Raw genomic sequence first — 18,916 nt, forward strand, 5'->3', positions numbered from 1 at the left:
ATTTGCACATCAAAGTTGAATAAGAGCCATGTTATCGAGAATAGCATGGCTTTTTTACGTAGACGATATTGATATTGAGTCACTTTGAAGGTTCAATAATGCTAACAAGACAACATCGCTACCATTTTAATTGACGATTAATTGACGAGTCACTCGGTACTTACTAGGCTAACTAATTAATATAGTAGCGACTCATAAATACTTTATAAGGTCTACTGTCATTATGACTGATCATGCTTTGTGCTTAACTGTTCTATCTGCCCCAAAGATCGCCATCATCGGTGGTGGCCTGACGGGTTTGCTCACCGCAACACTATTAGAACGCGCGTCAAACCAATCAAGCTCGTCATCTAACACCCCGCAAATCACTATCTTTGAAAAGTCACGTAGTGTAGGCCGTTTAGCGACCCGCTATCGCAGCGATAGTAAAACTGATAAAAACTGGCAATGGTCGTTCGGTGCGCAGTTTTTTACTGCGAAAACTGCTGACTTTCAACAATTTATCGCGCCTTGGTTAGATACAGGGTTACTACAGCCGTGGTGTGCCGAAGTGGTTGAGTTAACGCCATCAAGTGACAATGAGCAACCGCCTAATATCCAAAGCAAAGAGCAATGGGACGCGGTGCATGCACGCTATATCAGCATACCAAAAATGACCAGTTGGGGCCGTGAATTGGCCGCCGCGCTTAAGTACACGACCATAGTATTTAAGACCCGTGTCGCACCGCTCGCTCAGTATTTACAGTATCAAAATCAGCAGCAGTCTCAGCACCAAACTTTTAATCAAAACAGTAAGCAAACTGAGCTATTTGACGAAACTGGAGCCAGTCTGGGTTGGTTTGATTGGGTTATTTACACAGCGCCAAATGGTCAGGCATTAGAGCTAATGGCAGATAGCGGTTTTGCTCAACAAGACAAAATTACTAAACCGCAAATGCAAGCCTGCTATACGCTGATGCTTGGTTGGGATGATGTGCAAAAGCTACCTGAAACATTAAATGGCCAACTAGCACCGCAATGGGATGTCGCTTATTTAAATAGCGCTATTCTTGATAGGATATTCATTGAGCATAAAAAGCCTGCTCATGGTGAACTACTACCAAGTGTCACCATTCATGCACGTAATGACTGGTCAGAATCCCACGTCGATGATGATATGGAGTTGGTAAAAGAACAATTATTACAGGCGGCAAAACAAGCATTAAACTGGAATGAAGACAGCGCACCTAGCCAAACAGATTGTCATCGTTGGCGCTATGCAGCTACTATCGTAAATAAGGATACTGAAGAGTTGGGCATCTTAATCGATGCAACCAAACAATGGATCGTCAGTGGTGACTGGTGTGCTAAAGGTAATATTGAAAGCTGCTATCGAATGGCGCAGCAAACCGTTAAGGCAATCATGCAAATACAGTAAGCGTAATACCTATGTTCGTTACTTTGCATCGTTTAGAACTGAAGCTTATTTTAAAGCTAGTATTTAAGCATTATTTGGACAATAGAAAACTCGATACTTAGCAAAACGTAAGCAAAAAAAAGGCCCACAGAGGAGGTACTGTGGGCTGAGGAAAACGGGTCATGTATTAGCTACACAGGCCGTGGTCAAGAGTTGTTGTAATTATTGGTGCTCTCTACTGTTATTTATAAGGATAATAATTATCAATACAATAGGTGGAGATATTTAACTATTAATATTTACTGATTTAAGTGTACAAGTGTTCTGGTACAGTCGCTATGATAGCTCAATTGAATGCTGTCTGGCGGTTTTGGTTACAGTATATTACGTTGTAAAAATCCAAAAGACGCAAAGACTGGTATGAAGCACTGATATTTAGAGTAAGTAGCGGAGCTTTATGATTAAATTATTAATAAAGGCTTCCAATAATTTCAATAGCTTATGTCGATAGGAGAGCATCTAGTCACTCTTGATACCTTTCTTGATATCTTTGATAACTCAATCGCTGCAGAGATGGCATGACGCCTTGTCCGAAAAATGCTAAGCTATCTGCCATTATTATGTTCATATTAAACTGGGTTTGCCATGACTGACAGCACGCATTTGCATACGCAGGAAGAACCGCCAAGTTCGAAAAATACCAAAAGTATTTTTAACTTGCCTAACAACCTTACGATTGCGCGTATTTTGATGATTCCGCTATTTGTCGCGATTGCTTATTGGCCGCCAGCCATGGGTATCGGTATGCCTGCGATTTCAGATAATGTCATTGCGCGCGTTGGGATGAGCGAGTTTAGCGATAGCTTATTACGCCATTTATTATTGACCGGCGTCTTTATTATTGCCGCGATTACTGATTGGCTCGATGGGTATTTTGCTCGTAAACTAAATGTCATGTCAGCCTTTGGTCGATTTTTGGACCCTGTTGCTGATAAATTAATGGTAGCTGTAGCGCTCATCGTTCTTGTACAGTGGCATCCTAATATCATTATGGCGATAGCGGCTATTGTCATTATCTCGCGTGAGATCGCGGTATCAGCATTACGCGAATGGATGGCAGAGTTGGGCAAAAGCACTAGCGTCGCAGTATCTTATGTAGGCAAACTAAAGACTACGTTCCAGATGGTAGCAATTACCGTACTATTGCTTAATTGGCAGTCGCTTGAAACCATCGGTTATGTATTAATGGTCGCCGCTGTGATACTTACCTTATGGTCGATGATGATTTATCTAAAAGCAGCTTGGCCTTATTTAAAGCAAAGCGGATAACTCCATAAGACAAAAGTAATCAGCTCAAAACTTAAACAATAAAAAACGCCAGTCGCATTAGCCACTGGCGTTTTTGTTTTTACTGCTTAAATGCAGATAAATTATAGCGTTACTGAGTTGTTTTCGCCTAAGTTGGTCGCTTTCTTACCGTCCATTACTGCAGCAGTGGTCATCTTAAACATATTGACTACTGAGCTACCGCTTAGCCAGTACTCTGCACCGTGTGGGACGACTTTGATTAACTGTACATTTGGATCTTCTTTACCTTGCTCATAAAACGCATTGTAAATTGGCGACCATAGCTCGTCTAACTTCTCTTGGTCTTCGACCAACTCTGCTTTACCGTTGATTGAGACATAGTCTTTTGAATCTTGACTGACATAGGCCAAGTTCACTTGTGGGTCTTTTTCAATATCTTTGATGGTTTCAGTGGTTTTATCGCCAATAAACCAAATTTCTTTTGCACCAATGCTCGTCTCGCTAGTGGTCATTGGGCAGGCATGTAAATGGCCTTCATGAGTACGAGTGGTCATCATGGCAAATTTTACTTCTTTTACCAGTTCTTGTACTTTATCGATATGGTCTTGTCTACTCATAATAAATTTCCTTTTTTATAGTGTTTTAATTGGGCTTATATAGCGTTGTTTTAATTAGCCGAATTGAACAGTTGATTATTTATAGTAATTTTTCTTTAGGCTAGATATGTCTAACCATTAAATAAATCTAAAAGTTAAACGTTATCGTCGCCTTAACAACTGAGACTAGAATACCGAGTTGTCACCCTACATTTATATAGGTTCCCAGTAATGCGATGTGAGTGTTTGTAAGGAATATGAAGGTTAGGTAAAAATTGTGACAGCGTAGATTTGAGCGTTCTATTTTTCGATGGATAATTCAAAAACGACTTATAAAAGATACTTCTTTGAATTATCGATTCACAAATAGTAAGTCGCGATAGAACGCAACTTATCAGCAATTTATCTCGGTTTAGACCTGCTTATTACAGGTCTTCTTGTTATAATACCCAGACCATTTACTTAGCATGGCAGAGATGCCTTGATCTTACGGATTATGCCTTTATGATGACCATCGCCGGACAACCGTTTCTTACCGATTTTCAGACGCAGCAACTCATCAGTCAGTTTCAGCAAAAAACCGAGCTAAATGTCAGTCAAATAAGTACTCAGCAAGTGTATGTGCTATCACGAGAGCTATCTGGTGATGAACATAAAAAAGCGCTAGATCTACTGGCGGTTGACCAGTCAGCAACGCTAAATGCGCCGCAAGACAACCAACTACAAGTCATCGTTGGGCCACGTTTTGGTACGATATCGCCATGGGCAAGTAAAGCAACAGATATCTTTAATAACTGTGAAATCGAGATCAACCGCGTTGAGCGTGTCGTTGTTTATACGTTAACCCTCGATGAAAAAATAGACAGTGACGCAGGCGAAAAACTACCAGTAGACGCTGAGCAGTTATTGTTTGACCGTATGACTCAGAGCTTGGTTTATGACTTGAGCGATGTCAGCAAATTGTTTGACGATCAAGCGCCAGCCTCATTGAACTATGTTGATGTGATCGGACAAGGTCAGTCAGCACTAGAATCAGCTAATACAGAATTTGGCTTTGCGTTATCAAGTGAAGACATTGACTATTTGATGAATGCCTATGTCAATGAGCTAAAGCGTAATCCAACTGACGTTGAGCTGATGATGTTTGCACAGGCCAACTCAGAGCATTGCCGTCATAAGATTTTCAATGCTCAGTGGACAGTTGATGGTGAAGTGCAGCCAAAATCACTGTTCCAAATGATTAAAAACACGTACCAGTCGAACCCACAAGGTATCTTGTCAGCGTATAAAGACAATGCTGCGGTGATGGCAGGGTCTGACGGTATGCGTTTTTATCCTATCCCAACCGACGCGATGGATGCCAATTCAATCCATCCTTACGACTTTCATCAAGAAAACATCGATATCTTAATGAAAGTTGAGACGCACAATCACCCAACAGCAATTGCCCCTTATTCTGGTGCGGCTACAGGTGCTGGCGGTGAGATTCGTGACGAAGGTGCGACTGGTCGTGGCGGTAAGCCAAAAGCGGGTCTAACAGGATTCCACGTATCACATCTGCATATCCCAGAGCTTAGCGAAAAGTGGGAGCAGTCAGGTCAATTGAGCACGCAGGATTATGGTACGCCGGATCGTATGGCAACCAGCCTTGAGATCATGACCGAAGCGCCACTAGGCTCAGCCAACTTCTCAAACGAGTTTGGTCGTCCAAATCTATGCGGTTACTTCCGTAGTTTTCAGCTAGATACTTCTGCCGCAAAAGACGGTAGCGAGATGCGCGGCTATCATAAGCCAATCATGTTGGCAGGTGGTTACGGCAATATCAAACGCAACCTGATTGAAAAAAATGCGATTCGAAAAGGCGATTTGCTCATCGTCCTTGGTGGCCCTGCGATGCAAATCGGTCTGGGCGGCGGTGCAGCATCGTCAGTCGATAGTGGTGACCTTGATGAAGGCTTAGACTTTGCCTCAGTTCAGCGCGATAACGCTGAGATGGAGCGTCGTTGCCAAGAAGTCCTTGATCGCTGCTGGGCACTAGCGGGCGATGATGTCGATGTAAGTAATAACAGTAAAGACGGCAACCCAATTGTCTCACTACATGATGTAGGGGCAGGTGGTTTGTCTAACGCGATGCCAGAACTGGTCAATGATCATGAAATGGGCGCGCATCTGAACTTGCGTAAGATCCCATCGTTAGAAGCTGGCATGTCACCAATGGCTATCTGGTCAAACGAGGCGCAAGAGCGTTATGTGCTGGCGATTCGCCCAGAGAGCAAAGATCAGTTCGATGCGATCTGTGCCCGTGAGCGCTGCCCATATGCCATCTTGGGCGAGGCAACCGATATTCGTCAGTTAATCGTTGATGATGAGCTATTAACTGAGCAACCAGTCGATATGCCGATGCAAGTACTGCTCGGCGGTACACCAAAGATGCAACGTAGCTTTGAGCGTACCGAGAGCACATTACCAGCATTAGAGCTTGGCGATGTGAATCTAGCTGAATCAATCACCGATGTATTGCGTCACCCAACGGTGGCTAGCAAATCATTCTTGATTAGCATTGGTGACCGTTCTATCACGGGTATGGTCGTGCGTGATCAGTATGTGGGTCGCTATCAAGTACCTGTATCAGATTGTGCGGTGACTGCTTCTGGCTTGGTGGCATTAGATGGTCAGCCAATGACTGGCGAAGCCATGAGTGTCGGCGAGCGTACGCCTGTTGCGCTTATCAGTCCAAAAGCCTCGGCGCGTCTAGCGGTCGGTGAAGCGATTACTAACATCGCTGGTGCGCGTATCGCTCAATTGTCTGATATTACGATGTCAGCGAACTGGATGGCCGCGTGTGGTGATGATGTAGAAGATGCTGCATTGTTCGATGCGGTACACGCAATCGGCGAAGAGCTATGCCCAGCACTCGGTATCGCTATCCCTGTTGGTAAAGACTCCTTATCTATGCGTGCCAATTGGACTGATAACGAGAATGGTGAAAATAAAGATAAGTCAGTTGTGTCGCCAATGAGTTTGGTCGTAACTGCGTTTGCCCCTGTCGTTGACGTCGCAAAAACGCTAACCCCTGAGCTAATCAATGGCGATAGCGCGTTCTACCGTATTGACTTGTCAAAAGGTAAATTGCGTTTAGGCGGTTCAATCCTTGCGCAAACGCTTAGCCAACTAGGCAACGACTGCCCAGATTTAGCGCAGCCAAGTGATTTGGTCGACTTCTTTAACTTTATCCAAGCGGGTAATGAGCAAGGCGTCATCAGCGCTTATCACGATATCGGTGATGGCGGTCTGTTGGCAACTATCGCAGAAATGCAGTTTACCAGCCGTCAGGGTATCAAGCTGTCATTAAATGATGACAACTTACTTGGTCAACTGTTCAGTGAAGAGCTAGGTGCGGTTATCCAAGTATTACCAGAAAACGTCGCGGCTTTAATGCAATTGGCAGAAGAGTTTAACGTTGCTGATATGCTCAGCCTCGTTGGTCAAAGCTCTGAAGAAGACAGCTTACTAATTCAAACGCCAATGCTTATGGGTGACGACACCTTACGCTTTAGCCGTGCTGAATTACAGCAAGCATGGACGCAGGTCAGCTATCAAATCGCGCGTCGCCGTGATAATCCAGCGTGCGTACAGCAAGAGTATGACTTGATTAGCGACGCTAGCCATAAAGGTCTTATCGCTGCGCCAAACTTTGATTTGAATCAGAAAGTTGAAGAGCCATACTTGGCAAGCCGCGAGAATAAGCCAAGAGTCGCTATCTTGCGTGAGCAAGGCGTCAATGGTCAGACAGAGATGGCAGCAGGCTTTACCCAAGCTGGCTTTGAAGCGGTCGATGTACACATGAGTGATCTACTCAGTGGTCGCATCAATCTACGTGACTTCGACGGTTTGGTCGCTTGTGGTGGCTTTAGTTATGGTGACGTACTCGGCGCTGGCTCTGGCTGGGCGAACTCTATCTTGTTCCATGACGAGCTACGCATGCAGTTTGTCCGCTTCTTTGCCCGTCCTGATACCTTCTCACTAGGTGTCTGTAACGGCTGTCAGATGATGGCTCAGTTAAAAGACCTCATCCCAGGTGCAGAAAACTTCCCACGTTTCGTCGCGAACAAATCAGCTCGTTTTGAAGCGCGTACCGTCAACGTAAAAGTTGAGCGTACCAAGTCTATCCTGTTCAAAGGGATGCAAGACAGTATCTTGCCAATCGCTGTGGCGCATGGTGAAGGTTACGCCACGCTAGACAACACAGAAATCGACGGTATGGCAAAACACGGTCAGCTTGCGATGCGTTATGTCGATAGCCAAGGTCATCCAACTGAGACGTATCCGCTCAATCCAAACGGTTCGCTCGGTGGTGTCACGGGTCTATGTAGCACCGATGGTCGCGTCACTATCATGATGCCGCATCCTGAGCGTAACCTAAAAGCCTATAACCACAGCTGGAAACCAGAAGAGTGGGATGAGGACGGCGCGTGGATGCGTATGTTCCGTAACGCTCGCGCTTGGTTGCGCTAGTCGCTACTCAGACCTCTAGTAATTGCTTATAGTTTGAGATAGCTGTTGTTTAAAATAAAAAGGTGGGCTTAGGCTCACCTTTTTTGTGTTTAAGAGTTAAGTGTTTGGAAATGAGGGTTAGTGTTTATATCGTGTTTTCACGAGTATAGGTAATGACACCCATGCTAAGATTACAGTGAACAAAGACTGAAAATAAGCAAAATAAGGAAGAATAAAATGTCAGGAATCACAGATGTCAATGAGCTATTGAGTTCGATGCAGCCAGCACTGGTTGATGAATTATTTGTGTTTTGTACTGTAAAAGGGGAACTAGCAGAATACGTAAACTTAGCACCAATCGCGACGTTTGTAGAGCCAGAAGGGCTGACTTTGGTGCTAACAAAAGACAAAGCTGACGAGGCAGGTTTACAGTATGAGGGCGTGTTTCGACAAATCACTTTGACTGTGCATTCAAGCCTAGAAGCGGTAGGTCTAACCGCAGCAATAGCAACCAAGCTGACCTCAAAGGGTATCAGTGCCAATGTGATCGCTGCCTATTATCATGACCATATATTTGTGTCGAATGATAAGGCGGAGCAGGCACTATCAGCGTTAAAAGAGTTGAGTAATATATAAAGTTTTTAAAAATGAAAGCTAATATGTTTTTACCGAACTATGTATATTTCAAAATTTTTTAGCATTAGCGATCAACTTATGAATCTCATCACTTCTTAACATCCAAAAAAACGGCACTGAAATCAGTGCCGTTTTATAAGTCGTGACAATGTAAAAGCTAACTACGATTCCTGAAATGCTGAATCGTCAAAATCAATCCCAGCTTAAAATCACCTTACCGCATTGCCCACTTTCCATGATATCAAAGCCTTCTTGGAAGTCATCAATGTGCATGCGATGGGTAATGATTGGTGTCAAATCAATACCGCTAATCAGCATCTGCTCCATCTGATACCACGTCTCCCACATCTCACGCCCATAGATACCTTTTAGGGTTAACGCCTTAAAAATAATCTTGCTCCAATCCACCGTAGTGGTGTTAGGTAAAATACCCAAGAGCGCAATTTTAGAACCGTTATACATATTACTAATCATCGAATCAAAGGCCTGAGGCGAGCCTGACATCTCAAGCCCAATGTCAAAGCCATGCATTTTCAAGGTGTCGATAGCGCCTTCGATGGTTTCACCCTTGGCTGGGTTGATAGTCATCGTCGCGCCCATTTTTTTGGCAAGCTCTAGGCGATAATCACTAATATCACTGACTACAATATTACGCGCTCCGGCAAAGCGGCAAATCGCTGTTGCCATGGAACCAATCAGTCCTGCACCTGTGATTAGCACATCTTCACCAAGGACAGGAAATGAAAGGGCAGTATGAGTCGCATTGCCAAAGGGGTCCATAATGGCTGCCATCTCATCGCTGATACGCTCATCGAGTTTGATGACATTGTCGGCAGGTATCACCAAATATTCGGCAAACGCGCCATCACGATCGACGCCCACGCCGATGGTATTTTCGCACACATGTAGCTTACCACGGCGGCAGTTACGGCAATGCCCGCAAGCGATGTGTCCTTCGCCAGTGACTCGGTCACCTACTTCAAGATGCTTGACGCCATCGCCCATTTCACTAATGACACCGACGTATTCATGTCCGATAATCATTGGCGTTTTTATGGTCTTTTGTGACCACTCATCCCACTTATAAATGTGCAAGTCTGTGCCACAGATGGCGGTTTTTTTAATCTTAATTTTAACGTCATTGATGCCGACCGTAGGTTCTGGCATGTCTTGCATCCAGATGCCTTTTTCGGCATGAGCTTTAACCAGTGCTTTCATACTTTTCTCTTATTTAGTTGCGTTGTACTTAATTATTGAATTCAGCGAGTAAATCCGAACGACGCTTAATCAATCACCTTCATTTGCTTGGCGACTTTGATAAAGGCGGCGATACACTGGTCGAGCTGCTCGCGAGTATGGGCAGCAGAGAGCTGCACACGAATGCGAGCCTCATTTTTGGGCACGACAGGATAGAAGAAGCCAATCACATAAATGCCTTCTTCAAGCAGTGCGTCTGCCATTTGCTGCGAGACATTGGCGTCATAGAGCATCACTGCACAAATGGCCGATTCGGTAGGCTTGATATCGAAGCCTGCATCTTGCATTTTCTTCACAAAATAGGCGGTATTTTCATGCAATTGGTCTTGTAAGGTATTGTCTTGCGACAGCATCTCAAACGCTTTTACCCCAGCGGCCGCCACCATAGGAGGAATAGAGTTTGAAAACAGATACGGGCGTGAGCGTTGACGCAACATCTCTATGATTTCTTTTTTACCTGTCGTAAAGCCGCCAATAGCACCGCCAAACGCCTTGCCTAAAGTACCCGTGATCAGCTCAATGTCACCACGTAGATCAAACAATTCAGTCACGCCGCCACCAGTGCGACCGACCACGCCTGCTGAATGCGACTCGTCAATCATGACCATGGCATCATATTTTTGTGCCAACGCATAAATCTCATCCATTGGCGCTACGTTACCGTCCATTGAAAACACACCATCGGTGACAATCAAACGAAAACGCTGTGCTTGCGCCGCTTGCAATTGCGTTTCTAAATCTTGCATATCTGCATTGGCGTAGCGATAACGCGCGGCTTTACACAGGCGTACACCATCGATGATCGAGGCATGATTTAGCGAATCAGAAATAATGGCATCTTCGCTGGTCAGCAGTGGCTCAAAGGCACCGCCATTGGCATCGAAACAGGCCGCATAAAGAATGGTATCTTCAGTATTAAAAAACTTAGAAATCGCCGCCTCTAATTGCTTATGCAAATCTTGCGTACCACAAATAAAACGCACCGATGACATGCCATAACCTGAGTTTTCGATGGCTTGGATCGCCGCCTTTTTAATCTCAGGATGGTCAGACAATCCAAGATAATTATTGGCACAGAAGTTAAGCATCTCACGGCCATCGGCGATCTTGATGAGCGCGTCTTGCGGAGAGGTGATAACGCGCTCGTTTTTATACAGGCCTGCCGCGCGTATATCACTGATTTCTTGTTGTAGGTGTTTTTGAAAGGCTTGATACATAAATATTCCTTTTTTAGTATTATTGGTGTTCGTTTGATAATAAAGATATTGGGACTGGTCATAGAACTAGGCTATCAAAGCCAAGCTATCAAATTTGCACATCATCTTAGCCATCATTAAAACCAATGATAAAACCAACAATGCAGGAAGCCAATGAGATGGTGCGAGCAGTGATACTATCTATAACCCTGTGAGCGGTGATTTTATCATTAGCCTATCTCAATAAATAGCCTAAATAGTTGGTAGATAGGCCTTCTTTTATAAAGTGATATAGCGTTGTTTAGTTGTAGTGTTGGTCTCATAGCGGCTTAGCTATGTCTCAAAACATAAGACATCAACTTGCGCATTTATATAATCTTGATTGCTAAGTACCGTCTATCCAGTTAGTCATCTTTGGGACGCTTCTGAGCCTCAGCGATTAAGTCATGAATCTTGGCGCTTTCCTTTAGCACACAAGCATCATAGGCAGAAAGTGGCTCAGGCTCTTGTTCCCCTTCCTTTTCCTGCTCTTGCTTGGCTTTTTCTTCTAGATACTTTTGTAGATCGTCTTGCTCATTTTTTTGAGAGTTATTCATGGCTTATGTCTCCTGATAGTCTGTATTCTTCAATAAAAATCATCCCGACCAGCATACTTCTTATTTAGTGCCTGCAATATCGCATAGGTCTCGCTATCCATATTACCCGTTGGCTGCTGCGCTCTGAAATGCAGCTGAAATGCATAGACGACATCGCGACTGGCTTTGTCCCACGTATCAGTATCGTTGATTTGATAGCCATACTTGCGAAACGCTTGCTTGATTTCAGGTACCGTTGCCGACGCAAATCCATTTTGATTCATAAAGAACTGCTTATCAAACTCATCATACCAAGCGCCAATACTGTAATCGAAATACAGTCGCTCCCACGGGAACTTTGCACCGGGGTCTATCTTGCGCGAGGGTGCCATATCGGAGTGACCGATGATATTCTTTGGTGAGATGTCATAGCGCGTGGCGATATCTTGCACCAGTTGTGCGACTTTTTTAATCTGCAACTCATCAAATGCCACATAGTGCTCATAAGGGTGATAGTCGAGCGTGCCATTTTTCAGCGCGTCTCGATATTCAGGCTTGATACCGCTATTGACGATCTCGATACCGATAGAGGTATCGTTTAATATCGTCCGTCCTGCAAAGCCACCATCACCTGCATGCCATGCGCGCTCGCTCTCAGGCACTAAGTTATAGATTTTATTGTCATCATTGTCTAATACTAGATAGTGCGCGCTCACATTGCCCGTGGTCAATGTCTTTATCGAGCGCTCATTATCCGAGACGGTATAGTGCAAGACGATGGTTTTAATGCGCTCGCTTTTGCCCGTGGCTTGGTAGCTATCGCTGTCGATGATATAACGCGGTGCTGTCGTTGATACGCAGCCCACGAGCAATAGCATAGAGGATGATATTAATACTGATGCCAATGCAATCGAGGAAATGTTTTTTGCCATGAAATGCTCTGTGTGGGAATAGTTGCGGTTATAGCTTCGTTTGCGTTTGCGTTTGCGTTTGATGCTATTGGTGTCTATCTCTCTCGACAGGTAAATGCTACTTGCCGTTAATTAATGTCAGGATTAACATTAGGATTAACTGCGATTTTTTTATAACCAATTGCCCCAAGCAGAATAAAAAATCCTAGCAAGACATAAGCATTGAACGACAGCGCTGCTGGTGAAAATGGTAGTAGCAATAGCGATATAAAGACCACACTAATTAATACAGAGAGATAATTTAGCAGACCTGCCTGTTTCTTTTTTCGCTCATTGATGAGGTCGGCGGTCGTGACATAAGCAAAGCCAACGGTTATACCCAAGGACGCCATTGTCACGATATCGAGTAGATAGTTTCTACCTAGCCAAGGAGAGAGTAGGCATACCAAGCATATCAACATAACGGTTTTTTGCTTACTAAATTGGTTGTGTTTATCGGTAAATACGCTAGGCAATAATGACGTGTCGCCCATAGACTCTAAGAGCTTGACCGATGACAATATAAAGCCATTGATACCGCTCATTATCGAGCCAATCATAGCGATCGAGAGTAGCCAAATGCCGATGCTACCAATCCGATTGTCTATGCCTTCACCTGTCGCCCAGTGGCTGTCTTTGATCGCTTGATAGTCAAAGCTCATGTTTAGCGCGGTAAAGTAGTTGATTAAAAAGTAAAACAATACACCGGCGATGAGTGAAATTAGGATAATACTTTTGGTCTTGGTTTTTGAATCGCTGATGGCTTTTGAAATCTGCGGTGTGGTCTCAAAACCGACATACGCCCACGGCATAACGGCCAAGATAGGTAACCATGCCAGACTGGTGATAGAACTGCTAGACATATCAGTTGGCAAAAACGTTTGGGTCGTTGGTGTCATCCAAAGCGATGCAAAAAACAGCGCGGTGACTGATAGAATCATAAAGAGGGCGATATAGAGTTGGATTTTTGCGCCGACTCGTACGCCTTTTAGGTTGATATAACTGAACAAAACAATAGCCGCGCTGCATAAGAACACTTCACTGGCGTAGACTTCCCAACCAGCAATCGTATACAGATAGCCTAATTGTAAGCCGCTAGGTAACAGATAGCGCAGTAGCAAAGCAACGGCTGATATATTGAGCGCGATAATAGAAATATAGCCTATCGTGACGCCCCAACCATAAATATAGGCATGTTTGCGATTGATGTATTTTTCAATCCAATAGATGCCGCCTGACTCGTTCTCTGGCGTTTGGGTCAGCAAATTAATATAGGCACGTGCAACCATATAGATGGCTAAAGTACCGATAATAATAGCGACAGAAGAGCCTAATAGCTGTGATTGCGGTAAAAACAAATCGCCTGGCATGACATAAGCACCCCAGCCGATAATCGCACCGACGCTAATCGCTATCGCTTGTAGGTAGCTGATACTTTCTGTCTTTTCACTCATGGAGTGCTCCTTCACGATCAAAGATGGAGAAGAAGAGAGTGTTTATTACGGAACTGACATAGAACATGAAAAACCTTGTGACGCCATTACGCAGGGTAGTGGCTATCTTTTATAAATAGAAAAGTCATATTAAAGGTTTTTGTTGAGTGTTACCTTTTCAATCCTGTTGGATTTTTTTAGCCAGAACCTTTTTCCAACTGTCCTCTAGACAGTCAATCGCGAGCCAAGGTTCAATCACATTAGCATCAAACTTTTCTTTTGAGTTTGCCAGTTGCCATAACGTCTCTAATGTCGCAAACGGATAAGGGCGCTTAATCAAATTTACGGGTAAGTCAGCGTCTATAATGCCATCACGTACAACTTGGAAATACCAGCCAGAGATACCTTGCTTGCTGACCCATGCCGCGATATTTGGTACTTTGGTAAATTGGCCAATTTGGTCGTTGATTTTGTAGCAGGGGCGTCGCGGCTGGACGATACGTAACTGAACGCTAGCATCATCATTACTAGTGTCTTGACCGTTTTCAAAATGTCCACCATATTGAAAAATATCACCAATACAAACCGTAGATTCGGTCATTTCAGGCAAACCATTAACGGCTTCAGTCGTAAGGTTTTCTCCTAGCGTACCGACGCGAACCTTTAAACCGAACTCTGCATTGATTTTTTCATACGTCGCAGGCGCTAGTTGATGCACGGCCTTAAATGGGCCACCATGATGCTTACGGTCAGCCTGTTCATCAGTGGTTAAGCCCATAAAGTTGACGGCAACAGGAGATTTGATAGGTGCTTTATCAATGGCGCTCATTTCTTCACGAGCAAATGGCATAGACTTACCAGCGCGAACACAAGTGAGGGTAGCGATATGTAGGGGCAAGTCTTGGTTAAAGTCTGTTAAGGTTTGCTCAGGTGATGACGTGTTCGATTCTGCGCTCATATGGTTTCCTAATAAGTAGAATGAATAGGCGAAGGCGGCTTAACTTTGGCGGTTTAATTTTAGCGGCTAATAAATACTAATATGAAATGAGCTTATCTGTACTCAATGATATGTATCTGATTATACTGGTTCATCACCATAAAATTTACATAAAAAAAGACCAGAATAAGTATTCTGGTCTTTTTGGTGGAGCGTTTCTTAATTTTGAACGAATATCGTCACTGACAAGCTTATTTGTTTTTGTTACGACGGCCCGCAGTTTTCTTTTCGCGAGGCGTAGCAACTAGCTCAGCCAACTGCTCAGGTGATGACCATAGGCCTTCTAGGTCATAAAACTCACGTGCTTGCGGCGTCATCATGTGGACGACAACTGCGCCCAAATCGATCAACGTCCAATCAGAGTCGATGCCGCCTTCACGACCAAGTGGCATAAAACCAGCTTGCTTAGCTTCAGCGCCGACGCTATCAGCCATCGCACGTACATGACGCTTTGAGGTACCATCAGCGATGATGATGCGCTCTGTTACGTCAGTCAACTCTTCTACATTCATTACAGTGATGTTCTTTGCTTTCATATCATCTAGAGCGCTTTGTACTAGGGTCAAGCATTCTGTTAGGCGTTCTGCAGTCATGGTGTTGGTCATAAATTTTAATCTCTTGAATCGTAAATATGTAAAATAAAGGGGTAAAACGTCAATTTGTCTTATCCGACTGATCATATGTTGTCAGTCACGCATAGAGACAGGATAGGAAAAATGACATAGATAAGGCGATTTTAACGGAATTGAGCAGCAGAATATAGCTGATGGGCGATAATATATTGATAAACAGCAGGATTTAGCCATTTAGCTAATGGATTAGATTCAGTATTGCTAATGATATCATTTATTGATGCTATAGATGCGATTTGCCGTTGAGCGACTGGCATTTTATTTGTTTGATCGTCTAGTTTCTGTAGTTGTTCACGTATTTGTGTGCTTGATACTGCAGTAATGGGCCGAGGATCTATATAAATGCGTCCTTGAATGGCGTTTTTCAAGTCAGTGTTATTTGGGTCAGGGCTAGTCGGATCAGTGTTATTTGAGTTTAAGCTATTTGTCGAGTGATGAATAGGTGGAGTTAATAGCTCTATAGGTGAGTCTGTTATATGGGGCTGCAATGACAACGGCAATTGCGATTGTAGAGTAGCAATATCTTGTACGGTCGCTGTATGGTTTTCAGAAGATATAATACTATCAGAAAATTTTCGGCTAATGCCATCGCTCACATCGGTACTGCTCTGACGATTAAATACCCATAAATTGACATAGTCAGTGAGACGCAATCCATCTTTCCATTTGTCCAAACTATGTGCGCTGTCCATACCCATGATAAATAACAAACTGTCATTAGGATACCGCTGTCTTAATGTACGTACGCTGTCGATCGTATAGACAGGCGGCGCTTGCCACAGCTCCAGCTCATTAATCTGTATCAGCGTATTTTCCGTCGCTAGTTTTAACATCGCTAAACGATGGTTAGGGTCTGTACTTTGGGTCTTAAATGGCGAGCGTGCATTAGGTAATAAGGACACATGCAGTGTGCGCTGTAGCTGCTTGGCGATTGGTAGTAGGTGCTGATAGACCGACATTGCTACTTCTAAATGTCCATTATGTACGGGATCGAACGAGCCACCAAGATAGGCACGAATGGCAGGTGCAGGTGTTTTCTCTTGAGGGCTGTTGCTCGTATTTGGCATAAATAAATGTATAAAAGGAGATAGGGCGTACGTAAACTTTCATGCACCTTACTCTTTTACCAGCTGACCTTTTAGATTAAATGATTTGATGATAGCGCTATTGTAGAGGGCAGACGAGCATCTGTCACCACTGTCTGTCACAGAGCACCAATAAAAAACCGACCATCATAATGATAGTCGGCTTTATATAGGGCTTTAACGGTTGAGTCTTACAGCGATTAAATCAAATCGCTATACGCTTGGATAGCGGTTAACGCGATGGTATAAACGATATCGTCGACCAAGGCACCACGTGATAAATCATTCACGGGTTTATTCAAGCCCTGTAGCATAGGGCCAACACTGACGACGTTGGCACTACGCTGTACTGCTTTATAGGTGGTGTTACCAGTGTTGAGGTCAGGGAAGATAAAGACGTTGGCTTGTCCAGCGACAGGTGAGTCAGGTGCTTTTTGCTTACCGACGCTCATGACAGACGCCGCATCATACTGTAGTGGGCCGTCGACTTTGAGGTCTGGTGCGCGCTCGCGAACGATTTGGGTCGCACGGGCGACTTTTTCGACATCCGCGCCTGCGCCTGATGAGCCAGTAGAGTAGCTGATCATCGCAACTTTTGGATCGATACCAAAGGCAGCAGCAGACTGTGCTGATTGAATGGCAATCTCTGCAAGCTCTTCAGCGTTAGGGTCTGGGTTGATCGCACAATCACCATAGACGACCACTTGCTCAGGCAGTAGCATAAAGAACACTGATGACACGAGCGAATATTGCGGCGCGGTCTTAATCAACTGGAATGCTGGGCGTACTGTATTGGCAGTGGTATGAATCGCACCTGAGACCAGACCGTCGACTTCGTCTAGTTGGAGCATGATAGTACCTAGATAGACCGTGTCTTTTAGGTATTCAGCAGCGACTTCCGCAGTGGTTTTGCCTTTACGACGATCTACGACAGCAGCGATATATTTGCTCATATCTAGATTGTCAGGATCGATGATCTCTAACCCTTCAGGTAGCGTTAGATCACGGTTTTTGGCTACTTGCTCAACGTCACTGCGTTTAGCAAGTAATACGCAATTGGCGATACCACGACTTTGACAGATACAGGCAGCTTCGACCGTACGTGGTTCCGCGCCTTCTGGCAGCACAATACGTTTTTTGGCGTGTTGTGATTTTTTGACTAATTGATGGCGAAACGCTGATGGTGACAGACGCGGCTCATGATTGCGGCTGAAGTATTCTTTAATCCAGCTCAGATCCAAATGCGCTGCCACATAACGAGCGACTTCATCAGCACGTTCTGTATCATCACTTGGAATCTCAGAACTCATATGCATCAAGCTCTGTACTGTCTCGTAGCTGTCGCTTTCGACACTCATGACAGGGATGCCAGTTTTGAGCGCTGATTGCCAAAGCTCAGCAACTGTATCGCTTGGGGTGATACCACCTGTCAACACCAGACCTGCCAATGGAATTCCATTGATACAGGCCAATCCAGCAGCCAATAGTAAGTCATCACGGTCGCCGGGCACGACCATTAACGTACCACGCTTAAAGACTTCATTGACGCGCGCCACTGAACGAGCGGTTAGGCTGATACGATTGATACGTCGTGTCTTTGCTTCGCCAACATTTAGCCAAGTTGCATCGAGCTCTGTTGCGATATCCCATGTGCGCGGCACAGACAACGAGTCACTAAAAGGGACAACACCGATAAGGCGGAACACTTCGGTATTGAACGAAGGCGATAAGCGTTGAACCTCTTGCAGGAAGTTTGGATCTAAGCTGACAACGGCCTCACCCGGTGCGACAGGTTGATTGTCAAAGGTGTTCGGCACGTCTTGTACACGCATCAATATCACACCGAGCGTTCGTGAATCGATGACACCGCCAAACTCACGAGCATGGACATCCAGTTTGTCTGCTAAATAAGCAGGCTTACTGATGTCAGCGGTACTGACAAATATAATCTTGGCGTCGAGCGCATGGGCAAGTGCACGGTTGATTTGTGAAGCATAAGAGGTCTCAGTAGTTGGCACCAGACCTTCACAGATAATCACGTCATGACCATCATCGATCGTATGAAAATTGGCAATCACTTCTTCCATCAAGTCATCAAGATTGTCATCACCTAGCATGCGCTCGACGTGTTGACGGCTGATAGAATCAGGCGGATTTAAGCCAAATGCGTGCATGGTCAATGCGCTTGAGCTGTCTAAGCTGTGTTGTTTGTCTAGCGTATCATCTTGCAAAAACGGCTTCATAAAGCCCGCTTTGATACCGTTATAATCAAAGGCACGGATTAGCCCTAGCGCGGCTGATGTTACACCGATACCGCGACTAATGGGAACAAGTAAAATGGTTTGCATAATGTGTCCTACA

At 44.6% G+C, this 18,916-nt stretch carries 14 protein-coding genes; 4 read left to right on the forward strand and 10 right to left on the reverse strand.

Annotation, left to right across the window (positions count from 1 at the left end):
- Positions 1 to 223: 223 nt before the first annotated feature.
- A complete protein-coding gene (locus IEE84_RS01115; protein ID WP_191114594.1) occupies positions 224 to 1,417 on the forward strand; it encodes an NAD(P)/FAD-dependent oxidoreductase in 1,194 nt (397 codons plus the stop codon).
- Between the two features lie 624 nt (positions 1,418 to 2,041).
- Positions 2,042 to 2,725 carry a CDP-diacylglycerol--glycerol-3-phosphate 3-phosphatidyltransferase gene (gene pgsA, locus IEE84_RS01120; RefSeq protein ID WP_191114595.1) on the forward strand — a complete coding sequence of 228 codons (684 nt, stop codon included), beginning with the start codon at positions 2,042 to 2,044 and terminating at the stop codon, positions 2,723 to 2,725.
- A gap of 101 nt (positions 2,726 to 2,826) precedes the next feature.
- On the opposite strand, the gene IEE84_RS01125 is transcribed toward pgsA, so the two are convergent.
- The gene (locus IEE84_RS01125; protein ID WP_057758090.1) at positions 2,827 to 3,321 is read right to left on the reverse strand and encodes a pyridoxamine 5'-phosphate oxidase family protein; all 495 of its coding nucleotides are present in this window, start codon (positions 3,319 to 3,321) and stop codon (positions 2,827 to 2,829) included.
- A 483-nt stretch (positions 3,322 to 3,804) separates the two neighbouring features.
- Between IEE84_RS01125 and purL the strand changes: the two genes are divergently transcribed.
- A complete protein-coding gene (gene purL / locus IEE84_RS01130; RefSeq protein WP_191114596.1) occupies positions 3,805 to 7,815 on the forward strand; it encodes a phosphoribosylformylglycinamidine synthase in 4,011 nt (1,336 codons plus the stop codon).
- A 216-nt stretch (positions 7,816 to 8,031) separates the two neighbouring features.
- The gene (locus tag IEE84_RS01135) at positions 8,032 to 8,430 is read left to right on the forward strand and encodes an ACT domain-containing protein (protein ID WP_191114597.1); all 399 of its coding nucleotides are present in this window, start codon (positions 8,032 to 8,034) and stop codon (positions 8,428 to 8,430) included.
- A 192-nt stretch (positions 8,431 to 8,622) separates the two neighbouring features.
- Here the strand turns inward: IEE84_RS01135 and tdh are convergent, their stop codons facing one another.
- The 9 genes from tdh to pta all read right to left on the reverse strand — a co-directional run bounded on the left by tdh (position 8,623) and on the right by pta (position 18,903).
- Positions 8,623 to 9,648: an L-threonine 3-dehydrogenase gene (gene tdh / locus IEE84_RS01140; RefSeq protein WP_191114598.1), complete on the reverse strand. Its 1,026-nt coding sequence runs from the start codon at positions 9,646 to 9,648 to the stop codon at positions 8,623 to 8,625.
- Between the two features lie 65 nt (positions 9,649 to 9,713).
- Positions 9,714 to 10,904: a glycine C-acetyltransferase gene (gene kbl / locus IEE84_RS01145; protein ID WP_191114599.1), complete on the reverse strand. Its 1,191-nt coding sequence runs from the start codon at positions 10,902 to 10,904 to the stop codon at positions 9,714 to 9,716.
- Positions 10,905 to 11,287: 383 nt separating this feature from the next.
- On the reverse strand, positions 11,288 to 11,479 hold the full coding sequence (locus IEE84_RS01150; RefSeq protein ID WP_191114600.1) for a hypothetical protein: 192 nt from the start codon (positions 11,477 to 11,479) through the stop codon (positions 11,288 to 11,290).
- A gap of 29 nt (positions 11,480 to 11,508) precedes the next feature.
- Positions 11,509 to 12,390, reverse strand: coding sequence for an N-acetylmuramoyl-L-alanine amidase (locus IEE84_RS01155; RefSeq protein ID WP_191114601.1), 882 nt, complete (start codon positions 12,388 to 12,390; stop codon positions 11,509 to 11,511).
- A gap of 107 nt (positions 12,391 to 12,497) precedes the next feature.
- Entirely contained in the window at positions 12,498 to 13,862 is a 1,365-nt protein-coding gene (locus IEE84_RS01160; RefSeq protein WP_191114602.1) for an APC family permease, read from the reverse strand.
- Positions 13,863 to 14,019: 157 nt separating this feature from the next.
- Positions 14,020 to 14,799 (reverse strand): MOSC domain-containing protein, encoded by a 780-nt coding sequence (locus IEE84_RS01165; protein WP_191114603.1) that lies wholly within the window; start codon positions 14,797 to 14,799, stop codon positions 14,020 to 14,022.
- Between the two features lie 230 nt (positions 14,800 to 15,029).
- Positions 15,030 to 15,443, reverse strand: a complete 414-nt coding sequence (rsfS, locus tag IEE84_RS01170; protein ID WP_057758112.1) for a ribosome silencing factor — start codon at positions 15,441 to 15,443, stop codon at positions 15,030 to 15,032.
- Between the two features lie 131 nt (positions 15,444 to 15,574).
- Positions 15,575 to 16,537, reverse strand: coding sequence for a nicotinate-nicotinamide nucleotide adenylyltransferase (locus IEE84_RS01175; RefSeq protein ID WP_191114604.1), 963 nt, complete (start codon positions 16,535 to 16,537; stop codon positions 15,575 to 15,577).
- Between the two features lie 218 nt (positions 16,538 to 16,755).
- Positions 16,756 to 18,903, reverse strand: a complete 2,148-nt coding sequence (gene pta, locus IEE84_RS01180) for a phosphate acetyltransferase (RefSeq protein ID WP_191114605.1) — start codon at positions 18,901 to 18,903, stop codon at positions 16,756 to 16,758.
- Positions 18,904 to 18,916: the final 13 nt, after the last annotated feature.

Origin of the sequence: Psychrobacter sp. 28M-43 (assembly GCF_014770435.1) — a bacterium.
GTDB lineage: Bacteria > Pseudomonadota > Gammaproteobacteria > Pseudomonadales > Moraxellaceae > Psychrobacter.